Annotated in this window: 19 protein-coding genes; 6 read left to right on the top strand and 13 right to left on the bottom strand. The window is 37.2% G+C overall.

The features are described 5' to 3' along the window. Window positions 1-7: 7 nt before the first annotated feature. On the top strand, window positions 8-787 hold the full coding sequence (locus tag DSM02_RS06290; RefSeq protein WP_128764814.1) for an ABC transporter substrate-binding protein: 780 nt from the start codon (window positions 8-10) through the stop codon (window positions 785-787). Here the strand turns inward: DSM02_RS06290 and DSM02_RS06285 are convergent. From DSM02_RS06285 to purU, 3 genes are all read right to left on the bottom strand, one after another. Next, window positions 784-1,761: a carbohydrate kinase family protein gene (locus DSM02_RS06285; RefSeq protein WP_128764813.1), complete on the bottom strand. Its 978-nt coding sequence runs from the start codon at window positions 1,759-1,761 to the stop codon at window positions 784-786. The genes DSM02_RS06290 and DSM02_RS06285 overlap by 4 nt on opposite strands. A gap of 9 nt (window positions 1,762-1,770) precedes the next feature. Then, complete coding sequence (locus DSM02_RS06280; protein ID WP_128761385.1) at window positions 1,771-2,472, bottom strand: DUF4197 domain-containing protein; 702 nt, start codon at window positions 2,470-2,472, stop codon at window positions 1,771-1,773. A gap of 76 nt (window positions 2,473-2,548) precedes the next feature. Next, a complete protein-coding gene (purU, locus tag DSM02_RS06275; RefSeq protein WP_128764812.1) occupies window positions 2,549-3,403 on the bottom strand; it encodes a formyltetrahydrofolate deformylase in 855 nt (284 codons plus the stop codon). A gap of 163 nt (window positions 3,404-3,566) precedes the next feature. Here purU and DSM02_RS06270 point away from each other — a divergent pair, with 163 nt between their 5' ends. Further along, complete coding sequence (locus DSM02_RS06270; protein WP_128764811.1) at window positions 3,567-6,980, top strand: methylmalonyl-CoA mutase family protein; 3,414 nt, start codon at window positions 3,567-3,569, stop codon at window positions 6,978-6,980. A gap of 84 nt (window positions 6,981-7,064) precedes the next feature. Here the strand turns inward: DSM02_RS06270 and DSM02_RS06265 are convergent, their stop codons facing one another. Then, on the bottom strand, window positions 7,065-7,592 hold the full coding sequence (locus DSM02_RS06265) for a hypothetical protein (protein ID WP_128764810.1): 528 nt from the start codon (window positions 7,590-7,592) through the stop codon (window positions 7,065-7,067). Between the two features lie 89 nt (window positions 7,593-7,681). Further along, a complete protein-coding gene (locus DSM02_RS06260; protein WP_128761381.1) occupies window positions 7,682-8,065 on the bottom strand; it encodes a hypothetical protein in 384 nt (127 codons plus the stop codon). 114 nt (window positions 8,066-8,179) lie between these two features. Between DSM02_RS06260 and DSM02_RS06255 the strand changes: the two genes are divergently transcribed. Further along, window positions 8,180-8,638 (top strand): Lrp/AsnC family transcriptional regulator, encoded by a 459-nt coding sequence (locus DSM02_RS06255; protein ID WP_128761380.1) that lies wholly within the window; start codon window positions 8,180-8,182, stop codon window positions 8,636-8,638. 1 nt (window position 8,639) lies between these two features. Here DSM02_RS06255 and DSM02_RS06250 read toward each other — a convergent pair whose 3' ends face one another. The 4 genes from DSM02_RS06250 to DSM02_RS06235 are packed head-to-tail and all read right to left on the bottom strand — an operon-like array spanning window position 8,640 to window position 11,746. Next, window positions 8,640-9,854 carry an Nramp family divalent metal transporter gene (locus DSM02_RS06250; RefSeq protein WP_128764809.1) on the bottom strand — a complete coding sequence of 405 codons (1,215 nt, stop codon included), beginning with the start codon at window positions 9,852-9,854 and terminating at the stop codon, window positions 8,640-8,642. A 25-nt stretch (window positions 9,855-9,879) separates the two neighbouring features. Next, window positions 9,880-10,437 carry an RNA polymerase sigma factor gene (locus tag DSM02_RS06245; protein WP_128761378.1) on the bottom strand — a complete coding sequence of 186 codons (558 nt, stop codon included), beginning with the start codon at window positions 10,435-10,437 and terminating at the stop codon, window positions 9,880-9,882. Next, window positions 10,428-11,531: a glycosyltransferase gene (locus DSM02_RS06240; RefSeq protein WP_240673991.1), complete on the bottom strand. Its 1,104-nt coding sequence runs from the start codon at window positions 11,529-11,531 to the stop codon at window positions 10,428-10,430. Before DSM02_RS06240 ends, DSM02_RS06245 begins: the two co-directional genes overlap by 10 nt. A gap of 11 nt (window positions 11,532-11,542) precedes the next feature. Continuing rightward, window positions 11,543-11,746: a membrane or secreted protein gene (locus tag DSM02_RS06235; RefSeq protein ID WP_073100535.1), complete on the bottom strand. Its 204-nt coding sequence runs from the start codon at window positions 11,744-11,746 to the stop codon at window positions 11,543-11,545. Between the two features lie 174 nt (window positions 11,747-11,920). Here DSM02_RS06235 and DSM02_RS06230 point away from each other — a divergent pair, with 174 nt between their 5' ends. After that, complete coding sequence (locus DSM02_RS06230) at window positions 11,921-12,559, top strand: fasciclin domain-containing protein (RefSeq protein WP_128764808.1); 639 nt, start codon at window positions 11,921-11,923, stop codon at window positions 12,557-12,559. 168 nt (window positions 12,560-12,727) lie between these two features. Here DSM02_RS06230 and murB read toward each other — a convergent pair whose 3' ends face one another. Together murB and DSM02_RS06220 are read right to left on the bottom strand one after the other, a co-directional pair. Continuing rightward, complete coding sequence (gene murB / locus DSM02_RS06225) at window positions 12,728-13,756, bottom strand: UDP-N-acetylmuramate dehydrogenase (protein WP_128764807.1); 1,029 nt, start codon at window positions 13,754-13,756, stop codon at window positions 12,728-12,730. After that, complete coding sequence (locus tag DSM02_RS06220) at window positions 13,756-14,946, bottom strand: pyridoxal phosphate-dependent aminotransferase (protein ID WP_128764806.1); 1,191 nt, start codon at window positions 14,944-14,946, stop codon at window positions 13,756-13,758. The genes murB and DSM02_RS06220 overlap by 1 nt, the downstream gene beginning before the upstream one ends. A gap of 114 nt (window positions 14,947-15,060) precedes the next feature. On the opposite strand from DSM02_RS06220, the gene DSM02_RS06215 reads away from it, so the two are divergent. After that, window positions 15,061-16,419: an aspartyl protease family protein gene (locus DSM02_RS06215; protein WP_128764805.1), complete on the top strand. Its 1,359-nt coding sequence runs from the start codon at window positions 15,061-15,063 to the stop codon at window positions 16,417-16,419. A 91-nt stretch (window positions 16,420-16,510) separates the two neighbouring features. On the opposite strand, the gene DSM02_RS06210 is transcribed toward DSM02_RS06215, so the two are convergent. Continuing rightward, window positions 16,511-16,897, bottom strand: a complete 387-nt coding sequence (locus DSM02_RS06210; RefSeq protein WP_128761373.1) for a DUF1573 domain-containing protein — start codon at window positions 16,895-16,897, stop codon at window positions 16,511-16,513. Between the two features lie 197 nt (window positions 16,898-17,094). On the opposite strand from DSM02_RS06210, the gene DSM02_RS06205 reads away from it, so the two are divergent. Beyond that, a complete protein-coding gene (locus DSM02_RS06205; protein ID WP_128764804.1) occupies window positions 17,095-19,728 on the top strand; it encodes a valine--tRNA ligase in 2,634 nt (877 codons plus the stop codon). A gap of 63 nt (window positions 19,729-19,791) precedes the next feature. Here DSM02_RS06205 and DSM02_RS06200 read toward each other — a convergent pair whose 3' ends face one another. After that, on the bottom strand, window positions 19,792-20,064 hold the full coding sequence (locus DSM02_RS06200; protein WP_128764803.1) for an acyl-CoA-binding protein: 273 nt from the start codon (window positions 20,062-20,064) through the stop codon (window positions 19,792-19,794). Between the last annotated feature and the right edge of the window lie 6 nt (window positions 20,065-20,070).

Here is a 20,070-nt window from a genome sequence, read left to right as displayed (position 1 = left end):
TTGATCTATGAGAGATCAACTGGGTCGTGTTATTTCCATTCAAAAGAGGCCTTCACGTATAGTTTGTTTGGTACCTAGTCTTACAGAACTTCTGGTAGATTTAGAGCTAAGTGACAATATTGTTGGGGTTACTAAGTTTTGCGTGCATCCTAAAAATATTCGGGAAAAAAAGAAAATTGTAGGCGGAACAAAATCGATTCATTTAGAGAAAATCAAACAGTTAAAGCCAGACTTTATTCTTTGTAATAAAGAAGAGAATACTCCTGAAATAGTAGCATCTTGTCAGGAAATAGCCCCGGTTTATGTGTCTGACATCAATACTTTTGAAGATTTTTATACATTTCTTATCGACCTAGGGGAAGTTTTTCAGATTGAAAAATCAACTCAGAATCTCATTGAACAAGTGTCAAAAAGACGCCGCGCTTTTAAGAAAAAAGTTTCGGCAAGACCTGTAAATAAGGTAGCTTATTTGATTTGGAATAATCCGGTGATGGTTGCCGGAGGAGCTAATTTTATCAATGTGCTTTTAAAGGAATTACAGTTTAAAAACATCTTTGAGGATAAAAAAAGCAGATACCCTGAAATCAATAGAATTGATTTAAAAGATGCTGAATTAATACTATTATCATCAGAACCTTTTCCGTTTACAGAAAAACATATTTCAGAATTTCAGCAGTTTACAGGTGCAAAAATCTTTTGCGTGGACGGTGAGTATTTTAGTTGGTATGGGAGTAGACTTCTTAAAGCATTTGATTACTTTGAGGAGTTGTTAGCTGAAATGGATTAATTATAATTCATCTTTCTAATGGCCTCTGTTTCTTCTGCATTTTTAAATACGTCCCAGGTTTTTCCTTGTGTGCGTCTTGCTCCTAGAATATTAGCAAATTGTCCAGCTTTTACTGGATCTTGGTATTTAGCAAAACCATAAGCGAGACCACCGGCAAAACTGTCTCCACATCCTGTTGTATCAACTACTTTATCCACTTTTACTGAGCTGATCCAGTCTTTTTTAATCGTGTTATTTTCTACATGATATAAAACACATCCACGGGAATCCATTGTAACATAGAAGTAAGACACACCTTTTTTGAGAACGTGAGCAGCCAGTTCATCAAGATGTTCTGTAGCATTTTCGTCATAAATTGAAGGGATCTCGTGCTCGTATTCATTCGCAAAAGCCATGCACTGCGATTCTTCAAGATTCATTTTAAGGACATCAATATAGGGTAGCCATTCATCACGATCAATCCAAAATTTTCGGTGTCTGTGACCTTTAACATCCATAGCTGTAGTCGCACCATGCGCATCAAATATGATAAGGCCTTTGCTGTGTTTTTTAATATGTTTTAAAGTGCTCAGACTGATTTCAAAATCGGTTATGGGCACAAAGACAAAGGCATCTGCGTCCAGATGTTTTTTAATGTGTTTGGGACGTATTGGATTCATACATGCCAGTTGCTTCTCTTCCCGATTGTTTTGATCTTTAAAATCCAAAAGAATCACGGTACCGCTATCTTCTTTGGTGTTAATACCGCTTAAGTCTACATTTTTAAAATCTTCAAATTCTTTAGTAATTCCTGCTGTATCTTTTTTATGCATATTAGTGACCGGTACTACAGTTCCTTCAGTATCCAAAAGTTTAGATAATGCAATGACCGGATGCGTTACACAGCCGTAACGCATAATTATATCGTTTTCGTAAGTGGAGATAGTATCTCTGGGAATAGGTCCTGCGACTACTATTTTAAGCTTTTTTGACATAATGTAGTTTTAATCTTGAAGCGCAAAAACCTTTTTTAGAAGAGTGGTTGTGCGGGAAGCAATATTTGTTCTGATATCTTTTTCTTCTACGGCAATCATAGTATAAACACCTTTCAGAGCCTCTTTGGTGACATAATCAGTAAGGTCAGGATTTACATCATTGGTAAGAGGCAGCGCATTGTATTTTGTAATCAAATTACTCCAGATTTTATCTGCTCCTACCTTACTGAATGACTGCTTAATAACCGGATTAAATTTAGCATATAAAGCGGTATTGGTTTTATTCTCTAAATAAGAAGTAGCAGCTGAATCGTTTCCTAATAAAATATTTTTGGCATCCGTAAAAGTTATCCCTTTTACAGCGTCTACAAATATAGGTGTAGCTTCGCCTACAGCGTCTTCAGCAGCGCGATTTAAAACCTTCAGTCCTTCGTCAGCCAGACTGCTTAGACCAACGCTGCGTAACGTTTGATCAACTTTCTGTAATTCTTCAGGGAGTACAATTTTTACTAAAGAGTTTCCATAAAAACCATTTTCCTGAGTAAGTTTAGTTACTTGTTTATCAATACCAAAATCTAATGCTTGTCGCAGACCGCTTGCAATGGTTGTGTTGTCTACGCCTACTTGATTGGGTAAACTGTCGACTACAGATTGTAATTCGGCACAACTGGTTAAAATTATAAGAGATAGGAATGCAATTACTTTTTTCATGGATTTAATTTGTAAGTGTACCTTAAGGCATTACTGAGTTAAGTTAAGCTATTCTAAAGTATTTAAGAAATGAGACTTAAGAGAAAATCACGGTTTTATTACCAAAAACAAGCACTTTGTGCTCTATGTGTGCTTTTATGGCTCTAGCAAGTACTACTTTCTCCAGATCACGACCTTTTAAAATAAAGTCTTGTACCGAATGAACATGTGAAACGCGTACGATTTCTTGTTCAATAATAGGTCCTTCATCTAGATCTGCCGTAACATAGTGGCTGGTTGCTCCTATGATTTTTACACCGCGTTCAAAAGCTGCGTGATAGGGTTTTGCTCCAATAAATGCCGGAAGAAAAGAGTGGTGAATATTTATAATCTGATGCTTGAATTTCGATACAAAATCATCAGAAATGATTTGCATATAGCGAGCTAGAATGATCAGATCAATGTTATGTTCTTTGATTGTTTTTATCTGTTCAGCTTCAGCTTCAGCCTTTGTACCTTTAGTTACCGGAATGTATTTAAACGGAATGTCAAATCGTTTTGCAACGATTTCTAGGTCAGGGTGATTGCTGATGATCAATGGGATTTCAACCTGTAATTCTCCAGAAGCGTTTCGGCCTAATAAATCATACAAGCAGTGGTCGTATTTGGAAACAAATAAAGCCAATCTAGGCTTGTGTAACGCATCAAATAATTGATAGGTGAGTTGATAATCTGTTTCAAAACGCTCCGCAAATTTTTTTTCAAAACTTGAAATACTAAATTCCGGCTGATCAAATTCAGTCTCAATACGCATAAAAAAAGTACTTTCTTGTCTGTCTACGTGCTGATCTAGATAGACAATATTGCCTTGTTTTTCTAATATAAATTGTGTGATGGTGGTCACGATTCCCTTACGATCGGGGCAATTAATTAAAAGCGTAATTTTCTGCATAATTTAAAAGGCTGATTTGAAATTTGTACACATAGAACAGTAGTGTTTCATCAAGCTAATCTAGAAAATTATGTTTCAAATTATAATATTAATAACACAAAATAATTAAGTGTTTGTTGATTATTATTTAATTTAGAGCTCTTTAAAAAGTAAAAATTTACGAATGAATCAAATCGAACCCTATATTCCTAATCACAAAGTCCGTATTGTAACTGCAGCTTCACTTTTTGATGGCCACGATGCAGCTATAAATATTATGCGACGTATCATTCAGTCTACAGGTGTTGAGGTTATACATTTAGGGCACGATCGTAGTGTAGAGGAGGTTGTGAATACTGCAATTCAAGAGGATGTACAGGCAATTGCGATGACTTCGTATCAAGGTGGTCATACCGAATATTTTAAATATATGTATGATTTGCTTCAGGACAAGGGAGCGGGACATATTAAGATTTTTGGTGGTGGAGGTGGAGTGATCCTGCCGGAAGAGATCGAAGAACTGATGAATTACGGTATAACCCGAATTTATGCGCCAGATGATGGACGAGAAATGGGTTTACAGGGAATGATAAACGATCTGGTAAAGCAAGCTGATTATAAAACACCAGCTCCTCAACTAAAAACTGAAATTTCCAAGCAGTTAAAAGCTAAAGAGGTAAATACAATTGCACGTCTGATTTCTGCTGCCGAAAATAATCACGATACTTTTTTAAAGCTATTTAATGCTGAAAATGAATCAAACCACACCCCTGTTCTCGGAATTACGGGTACCGGAGGTGCCGGGAAGTCTTCATTGGTAGATGAACTTGTGCGTCGTTTTTTAAATGATTTTCCAAAAAAAACTTTAGGTATTGTTTCTGTAGATCCTTCTAAGAGAAAAACGGGTGGTGCACTTTTAGGTGATCGTATCCGTATGAATGCCATCAATTCCCCTCGTGTATATATGCGCTCTTTGGCAACGAGACAGAGTAATCTGGCGCTTTCTAAACATGTGCAAGAAGCGGTAGAGGTGCTTAAAGCCGCGGAATACGATCTAATTATTTTAGAAACGAGTGGTATTGGTCAAAGCGATACGGAGATTTTAGATCATAGTGATGTTTCTCTTTATGTAATGACGCCAGAGTTTGGAGCGGCTACCCAGCTTGAGAAAATCGATATGCTTGATTTTGCTGATCTGGTTTCGATCAATAAGTTTGATAAACGTGGCGCTCAGGATGCGTTGAGGGATGTGAAAAAACAATATATGCGCAATCATCAGCTGTGGGATACGCCGCAGGGTGAGTTGCCTATTTTTGGTACTATTGCTTCGCAGTTTAATGATCCCGGGATGAACCAACTGTATAAAGCGATAATGGATGAATTGGTTGAAAAAACAGAAACCGATTTGAAGAGTTCGTTCGAGATCAGTGATGAAATGTCTGAAAAGATATTTGTAATTCCACCGGCGCGTACACGGTATCTTTCTGAAATTGCTGAGACCAATCGAAGTTATGATCAGACATCTTACCAACAAGCTGAGGTAGCACAAAAGCTTTACGGCATTTTTAAAACTATTGATACGGTAATCGGTGAAATGCCACAACTTGATAAAACGGGATTAGTTATAAGTCAGGATTTGCAAGATGGAGATTTAGCAAAATTACTTTTGGCAGCATTTGATAAACTTAAAATGGATCTTGACCCTTATAATTGGGAGGTGATTACAGGTTGGTCTGAAAAAGTCAATAAGTATACGCAGCCAGTTTACGCCTTTAAGGTACGCGATAAAGAAATTAAGATTGATACCCATTCAGAATCGCTTTCACATTCACAAATACCGAAAGTGGCTTTACCAAAATATCAAGCCTGGGGTGACATATTAAAGTGGGTTTTGCAAGAAAATGTTCCGGGAGAATTCCCGTATGCTGCGGGATTGTATCCCTTTAAGCGTACTGGTGAAGACCCTACACGCATGTTTGCAGGAGAAGGTGGGCCAGAACGAACTAACAGACGTTTTCATTATGTGAGTATGGGTTTACCTGCAAAACGTCTTTCTACTGCGTTTGATAGCGTAACTCTTTACGGGAATGATCCTGATCACCGCCCGGATATTTACGGTAAAATAGGTAATGCGGGAGTTTCAATTTGTTGTTTAGATGATGCGAAAAAATTATATTCTGGTTTTGATCTTGCGAACCCAATGACCTCGGTAAGTATGACCATAAATGGGCCTGCACCTATGCTGTTGGGCTTTTTTATGAACGCAGCGATTGATCAGGCTTGTGAGAAATATATTCAAGAGCATAAACTAGAAGAGGAGGTTGAAAAAACCATTCAGGCTATTTATAAGAAAAACGGTCTGGATCGCCCTGTATATCATGGAGAGTTACCTGAAGGAAATAATGGTCTTGGTTTGATGTTGTTAGGTGTTACCGGAGATCAGGTTTTGCCAGAGAACGTTTACGAAAAAATTAAAGCTGAAACGATACAGCAGGTAAGGGGTACAGTACAAGCTGATATTTTAAAGGAAGATCAGGCACAAAACACATGTATATTTTCTACGGAATTCGCCTTGAGATTGATGGGTGATGTGCAAGAATATTTTATTGAGAAACAAATCCGAAATTTCTATTCGGTTTCTATTTCAGGATATCATATTGCTGAAGCAGGAGCTAATCCTATCACACAATTGGCTTTTACGCTGGCAAATGGATTTACCTATGTGGAGTACTATCTCAGTCGCGGTATGGATATCAATAAGTTTGGTCCTAACCTCTCGTTTTTCTTCAGCAATGGAGTAGATCCTGAGTATGCAGTTATTGGTCGTGTGGCCCGTAAAATTTGGGCAAAAGCTTTAAAGCATAAATACGGAGCGAATCCGCGAGCGCAAATGTTGAAGTATCACATACAGACATCCGGGCGTTCGTTACACGCGCAAGAAATAGATTTTAATGACATACGTACCACGCTTCAAGCCTTGTATGCAATTTATGATAATTGTAATTCGTTACATACCAATGCGTATGATGAAGCGATCACTACGCCTACAGAAGAAAGCGTTAGGCGTGCCATGGCGATTCAGTTGATAATCAATAAGGAATTAGGGTTGACCAAAAATGAGAATCCCATTCAAGGCGCATTTATTATTGAAGAATTAACTGATCTGGTAGAAGAAGCCGTCTTGCAGGAGTTTGATCGCATTACCGAACGTGGTGGTGTTTTAGGAGCTATGGAAACCATGTATCAGCGCAGTAAGATTCAGGAAGAGAGTTTGTATTACGAGACACTAAAACATAATGGTGATTTCCCAATCATTGGTGTAAATACCTTTTTAAGTAGTAAAGGCTCTCCAACCGTAAAGCCCATGGAAGTAATCCGTGCTACAGAAGAAGAAAAACAAGCTCAGATTCAAACCCTTCAAAATCTGCACAAAGCCTATGAAGATACAGCAGAAGCTGCTCTTAATGCCGTTCAGGAAGCAGCAATAAGCAACGAGAACATGTTTGAAAAACTCATGGAAGCAACTAAGGTATGTTCATTGGGTCAAATCACAAACGCTCTTTTTGAAGTGGGTGGTCAGTATAGAAGAAATATGTAAGCAGAACGGTGTGGGAAATTGAGAGTGTATAGCAAGACCTGTAAGATAACACGATGATGATCTAAATAATAGTTTCTTTAAAACTTAGTCTTCAAAGTCCAGATCATCTGGATCAAAAGGAAGGTCATCATCTGAATCTGGATCATCATAGTTAATTCCCGGAGGATTGAATAATCCCCAGCGATCTATAATATAATTCCATGGGTCAAAGGTTGCTACCCATTCGGCAAATAAGATTCTAAAGTGTTCAATCTCGTCACGTAGCAGGTCAAGATATTCCGTTTCTTTAAAACCATACATTTCTAAGCCTGTCATGTGTGTAGCAAGATCACGAGCACATTTGCGAATAATGGTAGCTTTTTCCATCTTAATATCATAAAGATCGCAGTTCCACGCACCGGCAATTTTTGCAGGAATAATTGAAGCATCTTCTCTAATAAAAAGAGCCTGACTTCTTAAAATTTCTTGTTCATTCTCTTCTGAACTCTCAATCTCGTAAGAAGAAGCAATCTCAGCAATTCGGTTTGCTAATTTTAAAATTTCTGAAGCTTTTTTAAAAAGGGCGCTATTGTGATAGTCATTTTTAGCATTTAAATCATCGTCAGGTGTCATGGAGAATAAGCTTTAAATCATTAACCTTTTATAGGGGTGAAAGGTATTGATTTAAAATACTACTAATATTTCTAAATGCAATAACAGATTTAAAGCGTCATCATCCATTTATGTTGCAGACGTCTGAATTTGCGCACTTCCCGTCTCAAAATGCGCACAAAATCTTTGCCGTTGCTCTCTGCGCGTTCTAGACGTTCACACGTGCGGTACAGGCTGGTTGTTAATCTATCTAAAGATTCTGCATGTTTCAAGCGGTCGTCTTGAAAAACCTGACTTTCTGCTTTTAGAATTTCGGGGGCTAAGGAGTCTGATTGGCGTACAATGTCACCGGTAAAGTACACAAACGGATTCTCATTGCCATTATTTTGTAAATGGGCAAGATCGTAAACCAAATAGTTTGAAACTGAGCGTGAAAGCTTCAGGATCTCAATTGCCTGGTTATAAAGTCGTGTATTTCTGGGTGTATAACTCATTCTTTTTATAGTGACTCAAAATTAGCAGGAATCAACAACATGTATATATAAGTTTTAAAGTAAAAGAATATATTTACTTTAAATTTTAAAGAAAAAAAGATATTTTATTTAAATATGCATATAGATTCTACAAACTGGAAAATTCTGCAAATATTACAGCGTAATGCACGTATGAGTGTTAGTGCAATAGGGCGCGAAGTAGGTATAACTTCACCGGCAGTTGCAGAACGCATTAGAAAAATGGAAGACGCCGGTGTGCTTATAGGTTATAAGGCCGAAATCTCTCATATTGAATCTGGTCATCAACTTAAAGCTATAATTACTTTGCGCGCATTTATGGGAAGGTTGAAACCATTTTTAGAAAAAGTACACGATTTTAGCGAAGTGCTCAATTGTTACCGCATTACAGGTAATGAAAATATCTTTATGGAAGTGGTTCTCTTTGATCAGTTTCATCTCGAAGAGTTTATTGATAAGCTTATTACTTACGGCGAAACCAAAACGCATATTGTGCTTTCCACTGTAATTGAAAATGCTCCCATAAGAACCCGTAGCTTTGACCGTAAAAAGTAATTTAAAATAGCGTACTTACATACCAAATGCTAAATGCGATGAGCAATACAATACTCAGTAAACTGAATATTTTTAAGCCTTTACTCGGCCTATCGGCTTCAGGGACTTCTTTTGAACTAATCGCATAATAATTTGCAATTGCAAAAAAAGGTGCTGTTAAAAAGGAAAGAACAGTGGCAACTTGAACCAAGATTCCCATTTCATTAGTAAGAAATAGTAAGATACCTCCTGTTCCCAGTATTAAAATAACCATCCATACGGAATAGCCATTTTTTACAGGTTTTTCAAAAATTAAATCGATTGTTCTTGACATCGCTCTGGGTGAAGCATCAAGTGTGGTAAGTGTTGTGCTAAACATGGTTGTTAATGCAGCAATACCAATGAGGTAAAAAGCCCAGTCACCAAGATTTATGGTGTACATATCGATCAGGTTCTTTGCAAATGTCACTCCGTTAGCGCTAAATGTTTGACCAGTCTTGTGCATCACAAGAGCTCCTAAAGCAACAAAACATATTCCCACAGATATAGTACCAATATATCCAATATTAAAGTCAAAAATTGCTGATTTGCGCGACAGTTTACCGGTCTTGGCTTTTTCTAATGACCATAAAGAATGCCAGATTGAAATATCTAATGGTGCTGGCATCCAACCCATAAAAGCAATTAAAAAAGCAACGCCCAGCGCATCTGATGGTAATATTTGAGAAAAATCAACTTCCTGATGAGGTTCAAAACCAGCGATACTTACCGCTATAATTGTACTTATGGTTAGCGTGATGACGATAAACTTCATCAGGTTATCAAGCAGATTGTATCTACCTAAAAGAAGGATGATGGTGCAGACTCCGGTAATGAGTAAGCTCCACGTTGTGATATTCCAATCTATGCCAAAAATATAGGTGGCAATACCTGCGGTAACTATTGTGACCGCAGTTTGAATGGTGAACATAGTCAACAGGTTGATGATGAAATAAATCACCAAAACGATTTTGCCTAATTTCTTATAGCCGTCAAGTAAACTCTTACCTGTTGCTGCTGCATAACGCGGCCCAAATTGAAAGAAAGGATATTTAATTATATGAATAAGCACCAATGCCCAGATAAGTCCAAAACCATAATCTGCACCTGCTCGGGTAGATTGTACTAAATGTGAGACGCCAATTGCAGCACCTGCAAACAGCAAACCCGGCCCCAGTTGTCTTAAAAAATGCTTCATAGAATACTCAAAATAGAAGACTTTGTTATTGATCTTTTTCGATGAGATCAGAAAGTAAGCGGCGTGCACGCAATAGTTTAACTTTTACATTGCTCATGGGTTCATCAAGAGTTTGCGCCATTTCCTTATAACTCATTTCCTGAAAGTAGCGTAAATTTATCATTTCTTGATAATGTGGCTTTAGCTTTTTAATATGAGCAAGTAATTCAGAAAGATTTTGTTCGGTAATCAAAGCATCTTCTGGAGTAGGATTTTCATCAACAACTTTATTGAGTTTATCTTCTTTGCTTAAAAGTTGTCGCTGACTGTTTTCTTTCCGTAAGAAATCTATGTGTAGGTTTTTTGAAATGGTTACTAACCAGGTGCTGAAACGGTATTTGTTGTCGTAAGTATGCAATTGATTAAAGGCTTTAGAAAACGTCTGAATAGTGATTTCTTCGGCTTTAAAATCATCTTTAGTGCGCTCTAGTTGAAAACGGTAAACCATATTCCAGTGTGCATTTAATAAATAATTATAAGCACTCTGACTCCCGGATTTAGCTTCGAGTATTTTACGGTCTATTATTTCTTGATTCAGTTCCAACGGCGTGGTTTTATCAGGATATTAGTTATAAAGATAAGCATTTGTATACTCACTAAAAACGGTTCTAATATGAGTATATAAGGGATTAACTCTTTTTCCTGAAGTTTTATTGCGGCTTTTGACGTGATGAGCCAGACCATTATTTCTCGGATCATAAATATTGAAAGAATCAGTATCAATTGTTGATTGATAGCAACTAAAGAAACAAATAGGAGAAAAAATAAAAACTGACTGGCATAGAAAGCACCAAGTTGAAGCTGATGTTTAGATCTATAATGATGAGCAACGCCAGTATGCCTTCTCTTTTGAATAAACCAAGCATTCCAGTTTTTCTTAGGTTCAGAACGAGTAAAAGATTCTAAAGTTATACAAACTGCAACATTGGTTTTTGTAGCATTTTGATTTACAAAAAGATCGTCATCACCAGGTTTGAGATGCGCGTGACTTTCAAACCCTTTACTCTTTTTGAATAGTGTTTTCGTATAGGCTAAATTTCTTCCCACTCCCATATAGGGGTTTTTGTTTTCTGCATAGCCGAAATATTGCATAGCCGTTAAAAGAGTCTCAAATCGAATCACTTTATTGAGCCAAGAATTTGCAATTTTAGAATAGCCGCTATATCCTAAGATAATTTGCTTTTCATTAGAAAACTGAGCGGTCATTTCTGAAATCCAATGCTTTGATTGAGGAATACAATCGGCATCAGTGAAAAGCAGATGCTCATATTGAGCATGTAGAATACCCTTAGTAATTCCGAATTTTTTTCCGGTTTTGGTTTTAAGATCAATTATTGTGATCAAAGAATTCTGTGTTGCAAAATCTTGCATAACTTGCAAAGTATCATCTTCAGAGTGATCATTGATCAAGATGATCTCAAATTGCCGATAATCTTGTGCGAGAAGCTTTGGTATTAGTGTGAGAAGATTCTTCTCTTCATTTTGAGCACAAACTAAAACAGAAATTCCTGCATCTTTTTTTGTTCTGCATTGCGAACGAGTTGAAAAACTAAATCTGGAAATGTATGTGTAAAACCCGCAGTTTATAAATGTTATAACTATGAAACAGTAAAACAGGAGCGGGAAGAACGCAATCAATTATGAAGTGATTAAGAGGCTTTTTCTGTAGAGCAATCGCCTATTTCGTCAGGCATTTTGCCACACATACCACAAGCTTCTCCCGACTTATTGAGGTATGGGTTCTGACTTGCGCAAGTACCGGCAAATTTGCCGTCTTTTTTTGCCCAAATTTTTATGGCAATTCCTGCAAAAGCAAGACCTAAAAGGACAAGGGTGATAAGAAGTAGTTTCATAACGTTTAATTCTAATACAAAGATACAAAATGAGCAGGTTAGCCCAAAGTTTACAAGTAGTCGTAATACGTTAATTTTTATAACACTGTTTAACTAAAGATTAATAAGTAAGAAGTTATACCAGTTGTTAATATTCATACATTAGCTCTTTAATAACCATTAAAACAATTAGTTATGAATAGGTGTAAATTGAGTTTTGCAGTTGTTATGGGAGCTTTGATGCTAGTCTCTTGTAATGATGATAAAAAGAAAGAAGAACAGATAAAATTAGAAGCTCAGGAAACTGAAATGGCAGAAGCTAATAAAGCGGAGCAGGAGATGAAAGATGCTCAAATGAAAGAAGAGCAAATGAAAGAGGAAGCAAGATCTAACAGTATTGCTTCTAAAGCCATGGCTACTGATGAGTTAGATACGTTGGTAATAGCATTAAATGCAGCAGGTTTATCTGAAATGCTAATGGCTGAAGGAGAATACACAGTTTTTGCTCCTACAGATCACGCTTTTTCTGAATTAAAGAAAGGCATGCTAGAAGATTTAACCAAGCCTGAAAATAAAGATATGTTAGTTGGTGTGCTTCAATACCACGTTGTTCCAGGGATTATGCGTTCTGAAGACTTAGGTAAGGCTATTGATGAAGGTAACGGTAAGGCGACTTTAACAACTGTTAAAGGTGATGAATTGACCATTATGCGTGATGGAGATCAGATCGTTATTAAAGATGGTAAAGGAAGAAAAACTCAGATTGTTTTAGGTAACATTGATGCTTCAAACGGGATCATTCACGAAGTTGATCGTGTTTTGCTAGCTAAATAAACTACTCTCTTAAAATAAAAAAATCCGCTGAATATTGCATTGAGCGGATTTTTTATTGGCAGCTCTAAAGGCTTTAATGCTCTGAGCTTTGCCTCAAAATTGAGAACAAATGTTTCTAACAACTACCTCTTGCTGTCCCCCGAGGTAGTTTACTTTTAAAATAAATGATCAGATTGTCCTGTCTTCTATAATATTTACTTCAGGCTGAATGGTTATATTAAAAAGCTGCTGTACTTCTTGCTGAATACGAATAGCCAAATCCCAGATTTCTGCTCCGGTGGCGTTGTCATAATTCACCAGAACAAGTGCTTGCTTACAGTGTACACCGGCATCACCAAAACGTTTCCCTTTAAAACCGGCTTGCTCGATGAGCCATCCTGCAGGAACTTTTATAAACTCATCATTTACTGTATAAAATGGAATTTCAGGATGTGTTTGCTGAAGCTTTAAAAATTCAGTTTTAGAAATAACCGGATTCTTAAAAAAACTCCCACTATTGCCTAGAACAGCTGGGTCTGGTAATTTTGAAGACCGGATTGCGATCACAGCTTCTGCTATATCTTTAATGCCGGGATTTGTAATTGCTTGCTCTTTTAAAATATCTTGAATAGCACCGTACTCCGTATGTAGCTTATGGTTTGTTTTACTCAGTTTAAACGTAACTGATGTAATTATATAAGCATCTTTAGCCTCATTTTTAAAGATAGAATCCCGATAACCAAATTTACATGCACTTAGCGAAAATGTTTTTTTAGCTAATGTTTCACGGTGAATCGCAGTGCAACTAAAAAAAGTATCTTTAAGCTCTATGCCATAAGCACCTATGTTTTGCACGGGTGAAGTGCCTACGTTCCCGGGGATTAAGGCTAGATTTTCTACTCCGCCATATCCTAGGTTTACACAATGCATTACAAACTCATGCCAGTTTTCACCGGCGGCAACTTTGAGCCAGATATAATCTGCATTTTCATCAAAAACCTCAATTCCTTTTAAGGCAATATGAATAATGAGACCAGAGAGATCTGTTTTAAGCAGCATATTGCTTCCTCCACCTAAGATAAATGGAGTTGAATCAATAGTGCTGCTTAAGGCTTCTTTCAGTTCGTCTTCTGTAGTTACAGATACAAAAGATTCAGCCTTTGCTGAAATGCCAAAAGTATTGTAATCTTTAAGGGAAACGTTGTGCTGTAAATTCATTAATCTTTATAAAGACTAAGAGCTTCTTTTAGTAAGGCTACAGCCTCAATGAGATCTTCTTTTTTTAGAACATATGCGATACGCACTTGGTTAAGGCCTTCTCCCGGAGTAGAATAAAAACCAGCAGCAGGAGCAACCATAATTGTTTTCTTGTTGTGCTCAAAAGATTCTAAAAGCCATTGTGCAAAATCATCAGAATTCTTAACTGGTAATTCTGCAATGCAATAAAAGGCGCCTTTTGGTTTTGCAACGCTTACGCCTGGGATAGCTTCAAGACCTGCGACAAGCGTGTCTCTACGATCTACATATTCAGAAATAACTTCATCAAAGTAAGATTGTGGCGTGTCAAGAGCAGCTTCACTAGCGATCTGAGCCAGAGTTGGCGGGCTCAAACGTGCCTGAGCAAATTTCATAGCTGTAGCCATTAACTCTTTATTGCGACTCACGATACAACCTATACGGGCGCCACACATAGAAAAGCGTTTAGAAACTGAATCAATCATAATCGTATGCTCATCAATCTCTCGTTGATTCAACACTGAATTGTGTTGTAAACCATCATAAGCAAACTCTCTGTAAACTTCATCTGCAATTAAAAACAGGTCGTGCTTTTTAACCAATTCAGAAAGTTGATCTAACTCGTCTTTGCTGTATAAGTAACCGGTAGGATTCCCCGGATTACAAATGATAATTGCTTTAGTTTTTGAAGTAATTTGTTTTTCAAACTCAGAAATTGGAGGTAATGCAAAACCACTTTCAAAAGAAGAAATTACCGGCTTTACAGTAACTCCTGAAGCAGTAGCAAAACCATTATAATTGGCATAAAATGGTTCAGGGATAATAATCTCATCACCCGGATCTGTGACACTGCCCATAGCAAACATCAATGCCTCAGAACCACCAGTAGAAATAATAATATCTGAAGGCTCAATAGCGATTCCCTGTTTTCCATAATAAGCAGCTAACTTTTCGCGATAGCTTAAAAAACCTGCAGAGTGGCTGTATGAAAGTACTTCTATATCAGCTTTTTTAACAGCATCTAATGCTGTTTGAGGTGTTTTAATATCCGGCTGACCAATGTTTAATTGATGTATAGTAATGCCTCTTGCTTCTGCAGCTTCTGCATAGGGTACTAGCTTGCGAATAGGAGACTGGGGCATCATTAGCCCTTTTTGTGATAATTGCGGCATGAGTCGATTTATTTAGGTTGCAAAGTTGCGAATTATTAGTGAGAAAATAATTTTAAGAATGAATTAGTGTAATTAGTTTAAAAATGCTAAATTCATAGTATATGAGGTCTGATTATGCGTATTTTTTATTTTTTATCGGTATTGGTTGGTTTATTGTCATCTTCTGATGTTTCCGGACAAGGCCGTTTTCTTTTGCCTGAGGGTGAAAAAAGTATAAAAATAAAAGCTAAAGTCGTCAATAACCTTATGATTATTCCTGTTCAGGTCAACGGGCTTGAGCTATCTTTTCTTTTAGACACCGGTGTACGGTCTACTATTCTCTTTGGTGTAGATGCTGATTATCAACTTGAGTTGAATAATAAATCTACAGTTTGGCTTCGTGGTGCTGGGGATGGAAAACCTTCAAAAGCTATAAAGTCAACCCATAATATTATCAATATAGGTAGTGCTGCAGCGATAAATCAGACGGTTTATTATATACCGGATAGCAGTCAAAATTTTTCTCCACGATTGGGATTTCCGGTTCATGGGATTATAGGTTATAGTTTATTAAAAGATTTGGGTGTCGAAATGCGCTACGACAAAGCATTAGTCAAACTTTATCTGCCGGAAGTTTTTAAGAAAAAAAAGTGTCGTTCTTGTGTGACAATTCCTTTTGAATTAAAAGAGGGAAAGCCTTATGTTGACTTGAATTTGGTTGACAATAACCAAGAACTTAGGGCTAAACTATTATTAGACTCTGGTAGTGGTGATGCGTTGTGGCTTTTTGAAGAAACCCACGATGGGATAGAGGTTTCTAAAAACTCATTCAAAGATCATTTAGGATTGGGACTTAACGGAGAAGTTTTGGGTAGCAGATCTCGCATAAAAGAATTAAAGTTAGGTGATTTTGCATTAAACCACGTGAATGTCGCGTATCCTGACTCAAGTTCGTTAGAGTATCTTAATGGAGTGTCCTACAGAAACGGAAGTTTAGGTTCTGAGGTTTTACGCAGATTTACGGTCTATCTAGATTATGATTCTAAGACGCTAAAACTTAAGAAGAATAAGTATTTTGACAACCCGTTTCGGTATAACCGAAGTGGGCTTGTTGTTGAACACACGGGTTTTGAGCTGGTAGCAGGTTTAGATTACCGAATTCAAAAAACATCTACAACAAACGATTATTCTCTTAGCTCTGGTAAAACGGTGTTTTTGGCTACTCATACGATCGAATTTCCGCAGTTACAATTAAAACCTAATTATGAGATAGCGGCTATAAGAGAAAATTCTCCAGGTGCTGAGGCGGGGTTGAACGTTGGCGATCGAATTATTAAGTTGAATGGAAGAGATGTAACAAAACTTGATTTAAATGATATTACAAAATACTTCTACAGGGATGAAGGAGAAATTTTACGTCTTAAAGTAGATCGAAAAGGATATGTTTTTACTTGCAAACTGAAATTGAGGAAATTGCTTGAGGGGCCTCATTAAAAGACACTAGAACTAGTTCTTAAAATAATTGATGCACTAAAAAAAAAGCGACCAAATTGGTCGCTTTAAATTTTAAGTCTAATAAGTTTCCTTAGTTAGATGCAGGTAGTAAAGTACCTTTAATCTTTAACGTATAGGGTTCAGCAGAAGCATTAGTATAAACCGTTATGGTTTTACGTATTGGACCCGGTGAACGATTGGTGTCATATTTTACTTTAATCACGTCGCTTTCACCTGGAGCAATTGGATCTTTAGGTGGGCTTGGTACCGTACAACCGCACGTTGAATACGCTTTAGAGATTACCAAAGGTGCGTCACCTGTATTTGTGAATTTAAATTCACGGGTACCATCGCCTCCATGAGCAACTTCGCCATAATCAATAACGTCTGTCTCGAAAGTAATCGCAGCTTTCTTTTCTTGAGCTTGTAAACCTAAAGTCATTAGACCTACAGCAAGTATTAAAACGATTTTTTTCATAATTCTAAGTGTTAATGAAGCATAAAAGTAAGCCTATTCTGATGTTTGTGCAAAAATGTAGCTCATTATTATGGTTGAGCCTTGTTTTTTAATCTTAATTGCTTGCTTAAAAGTTGTTTTTTTAATGCTTCGGTTCTTTTTAAAATCCTTAGTATATAAGTACTTTTGCACTCTTATAGACAAAAATTAGACCAAGAATGGCATTAGCTTCAAAATACAGCTCAAAAGACGTTGAGCAAAAGTGGTACGACTACTGGATGGAACATAATTATTTTCATTCAGAACCTAATGATAAAGAGCCGTATACCATTGTAATACCACCCCCTAACGTGACGGGTATTTTACATATGGGGCATATGCTGAATAATACCATTCAAGATGTTTTAATACGTCGTGCGCGTTTAAAAGGCCTTAATGCTTGCTGGGTTCCTGGTACAGATCACGCGTCTATTGCGACTGAAGCTAAAGTTGTTGCAAAATTGAAGGCTGAAGGAATCAATAAAAGTGACCTTACTCGTGAAGAATTCTTAAAGCATGCTTGGGAATGGACCGATAAATACGGCGGGACTATTCTTGATCAACTTAAGAAATTAGGAGCTTCTTGCGACTGGGAGCGTTTGCGTTTTACGATGGATGACACCATGTCAGCCAGTGTTATTCAATGCTTTATTGACTTATATAATAAAGGACTTATTTACCGTGGCCATCGTATGGTAAACTGGGATCCTGAAGCTCAAACAACACTTTCTGATGAGGAGGTTATTCACGAGGAGCGTCAGGGATATTTATATTATTTAAATTATAAATTAGAAGATAGTGATGAGGTACTAACCATCGCAACGACGAGACCTGAAACTATTTTTGGAGATACTGCTATTTGCATCAATCCTAATGATGCGCGTTTTGCTCATTTACGAGGAAAAAAAGCAATTGTACCTATTGTTAACCGTAGTGTACCTATTATTGAAGATGAATATGTTGACTTAGAGTTTGGTACTGGTTGTTTAAAAGTTACTCCGGCTCACGACGAGAACGATAAAATGTTGGGAGATAAGCACGGTCTTGATGTAATTGATATCTTCAATGATGATGCTTCTTTAAACGAATACGGGTTACACTATTCGGGTAAAGACCGTTTTGTTGTTCGTGACGAAATTGTAAAAGAACTTAAAGATTCTGGTGCTTTAGTAAAAACTGAAACACATACCAATAAAGTAGGAACTTCAGAACGAACAAAAGCTGTAATTGAGCCAAAGCTTTCTGATCAGTGGTTTTTGAAGATGAAAGATCTTGCAGAGCCGGCTATTAAAGCGGTTCTCGAGACGGAAGAAGTGAATTTATTTCCGAAGAAATTTGACAATACCTATCGTCACTGGATGGAAAACATCAGAGACTGGAATATTTCACGTCAATTATGGTGGGGGCAGCAGATACCGGCTTATTATTACGGTAATGGTAAAGAAGATTTTGTTGTTGCTAAAAACAGAGAAGAGGCTTTAGCTTCCGCGAAGGCGAAAACCGGAAACGATAGCTTAACCGATGCTGATTTACGTCAGGATGAAGATGCGCTGGATACGTGGTTTTCTTCTTGGTTGTGGCCTATGAGTGTCTTTGACGGAGTTGTAAACCCTGATAACGAAGATTTTAAATACTACTATCCGACTAATGACCTCGTTACGGGACCAGATATTTTATTTTTCTGGGTTGCGCGTATGATTATGGCAGGGTATGAGTATACCGGTGAAAAGCCATTTACAAATGTGTATTTGACCGGATTGGTTCGTGATGCAGACCGCCGTAAAATGTCTAAGTCTCTAGGAAATTCGCCAGATGCGATGAAACTTATTGATGATTATGGTGCAGATGGTGTGCGTGTTGGTTTACTATTAAGTGCTGCTGCCGGAAATGACTTGTTGTTTGATGAAGACCTCTGTAAGCAGGGTAAAGGCTTTGTGAATAAAATCTGGAATGCTTTTAGACTTATTAAAGGGTGGGAAGTAGACGCTACTATAGAACAGCCTCAAGCCAGCATTAAAGGTTTAGAGTGGTATACAGAACGTTTCAAACAGGCTGGAGTAGAGATTGAAGATCATTTCAGTAAGTATCGTATTAGCGACGCGCTGATGGCCACATATAAGTTGGTTTGGGATGATTTCTGTAGTTGGTTACTTGAGGTTGTCAAACCTGAATACGGCAAACCCATTGATAAGAAAACTTATGATGCGGTTATTGAAGCTTTAGAAAATAACCTGCGTATCCTACATCCATTTACTCCTTTTGCTTCGGAAGAAATTTGGCAAAATATAACAGATCGTACTCCAGAAGAGGCGTTGATTATTAATCAATGGCCTAAAATTGAAACTGGAAATGCCGAAATTTTAGCAGATTTTGAACTGGCAACTCAAGTAATTACTGGAGTTAGAGCGATTAGAAAAGAGAAGAATATTTCTTTTAAAGATGAGCTTGAGCTGTTTGTAATGAATACGGAAGGCTTTTCAGAACGTTACGATGACATCATTATTAAGTTGTGTAATCTATCTAAGATTGAAGCAACAGAGGCTAGTAAAGATGGAGCGCTTTCCTTTAGGGTAAAGGCTAACGAATACTTTATTCCGTTGACTGGAGCGATAGATGTAGATGCTGAAATCGCAAAAATCACTGAAGAATTAGAATATACAAAAGGCTTCATGAATTCAGTTTCTAAAAAGCTTTCTAATGAGCGTTTTGTAAACAACGCTCCAGAGCAAGTGGTTGCTATAGAAAAGCAGAAACAAGCTGATGCTCAGGCAAAAATAGATGCACTTGAGAAACGACTGGCAGCTTTAAAATAATATTTTGAAATAGTATATAATTAAAAAACCCTGAGTCTTAACTCAGGGTTTTTTGTTTTTGACCTAATCAGGAATATATTGGTCTACAAGTCTGATGTATTCCTTTTTTGCTTCTGTAGCAGAAAGACCTTTTATCTGAATAAGAGCGTTGTATTTAAAAGCACTACGCAGATCATTTTCTTTAATATTCTCTACCGGTATTAATTTGCTTTTTTGATTACCTTGTTTGTAATGAGCATAAAGCAACAACTGAATGTCTGGAGGTAAAACCGTTTTGGTTTCACTTGCTTTTCTGGCAGCATCCTGAAACGCTCTTTCTAATTCTTCTTTATTCAAAACTAG

The organism is Leeuwenhoekiella polynyae, assembly GCF_004104075.1.
Classification (GTDB): Bacteria; Bacteroidota; Bacteroidia; order Flavobacteriales; family Flavobacteriaceae; genus Leeuwenhoekiella; species Leeuwenhoekiella polynyae.
This window is presented reverse-complemented; position numbering and strand designations above follow the sequence as displayed.

Excerpts from the sequence above, each read along its gene's own strand:
- DSM02_RS06290 (WP_128764814.1), top strand. The coding sequence starts at position 8 with ATGAGAGATCAACTGGGTCGTGTTATTTCCATTCAAAAGAGGCCTTCA.
- DSM02_RS06285 (WP_128764813.1), bottom strand. The coding sequence starts at position 1,761 with ATGTCAAAAAAGCTTAAAATAGTAGTCGCAGGACCTATTCCCAGAGAT.
- DSM02_RS06280 (WP_128761385.1), bottom strand. The coding sequence starts at position 2,472 with ATGAAAAAAGTAATTGCATTCCTATCTCTTATAATTTTAACCAGTTGT.
- purU (WP_128764812.1), bottom strand. The coding sequence starts at position 3,403 with ATGCAGAAAATTACGCTTTTAATTAATTGCCCCGATCGTAAGGGAATC.
- DSM02_RS06270 (WP_128764811.1), top strand. The coding sequence starts at position 3,567 with ATGAATCAAATCGAACCCTATATTCCTAATCACAAAGTCCGTATTGTA.
- DSM02_RS06265 (WP_128764810.1), bottom strand. The coding sequence starts at position 7,592 with ATGACACCTGACGATGATTTAAATGCTAAAAATGACTATCACAATAGC.
- DSM02_RS06260 (WP_128761381.1), bottom strand. The coding sequence starts at position 8,065 with ATGAGTTATACACCCAGAAATACACGACTTTATAACCAGGCAATTGAG.
- DSM02_RS06255 (WP_128761380.1), top strand. The coding sequence starts at position 8,180 with ATGCATATAGATTCTACAAACTGGAAAATTCTGCAAATATTACAGCGT.
- DSM02_RS06250 (WP_128764809.1), bottom strand. The coding sequence starts at position 9,854 with ATGAAGCATTTTTTAAGACAACTGGGGCCGGGTTTGCTGTTTGCAGGT.
- DSM02_RS06235 (WP_073100535.1), bottom strand. The coding sequence starts at position 11,746 with ATGAAACTACTTCTTATCACCCTTGTCCTTTTAGGTCTTGCTTTTGCA.
- DSM02_RS06230 (WP_128764808.1), top strand. The coding sequence starts at position 11,921 with ATGAATAGGTGTAAATTGAGTTTTGCAGTTGTTATGGGAGCTTTGATG.
- murB (WP_128764807.1), bottom strand. The coding sequence starts at position 13,756 with ATGAATTTACAGCACAACGTTTCCCTTAAAGATTACAATACTTTTGGC.
- DSM02_RS06220 (WP_128764806.1), bottom strand. The coding sequence starts at position 14,946 with ATGCCGCAATTATCACAAAAAGGGCTAATGATGCCCCAGTCTCCTATT.
- DSM02_RS06215 (WP_128764805.1), top strand. The coding sequence starts at position 15,061 with ATGCGTATTTTTTATTTTTTATCGGTATTGGTTGGTTTATTGTCATCT.
- DSM02_RS06210 (WP_128761373.1), bottom strand. The coding sequence starts at position 16,897 with ATGAAAAAAATCGTTTTAATACTTGCTGTAGGTCTAATGACTTTAGGT.
- DSM02_RS06205 (WP_128764804.1), top strand. The coding sequence starts at position 17,095 with ATGGCATTAGCTTCAAAATACAGCTCAAAAGACGTTGAGCAAAAGTGG.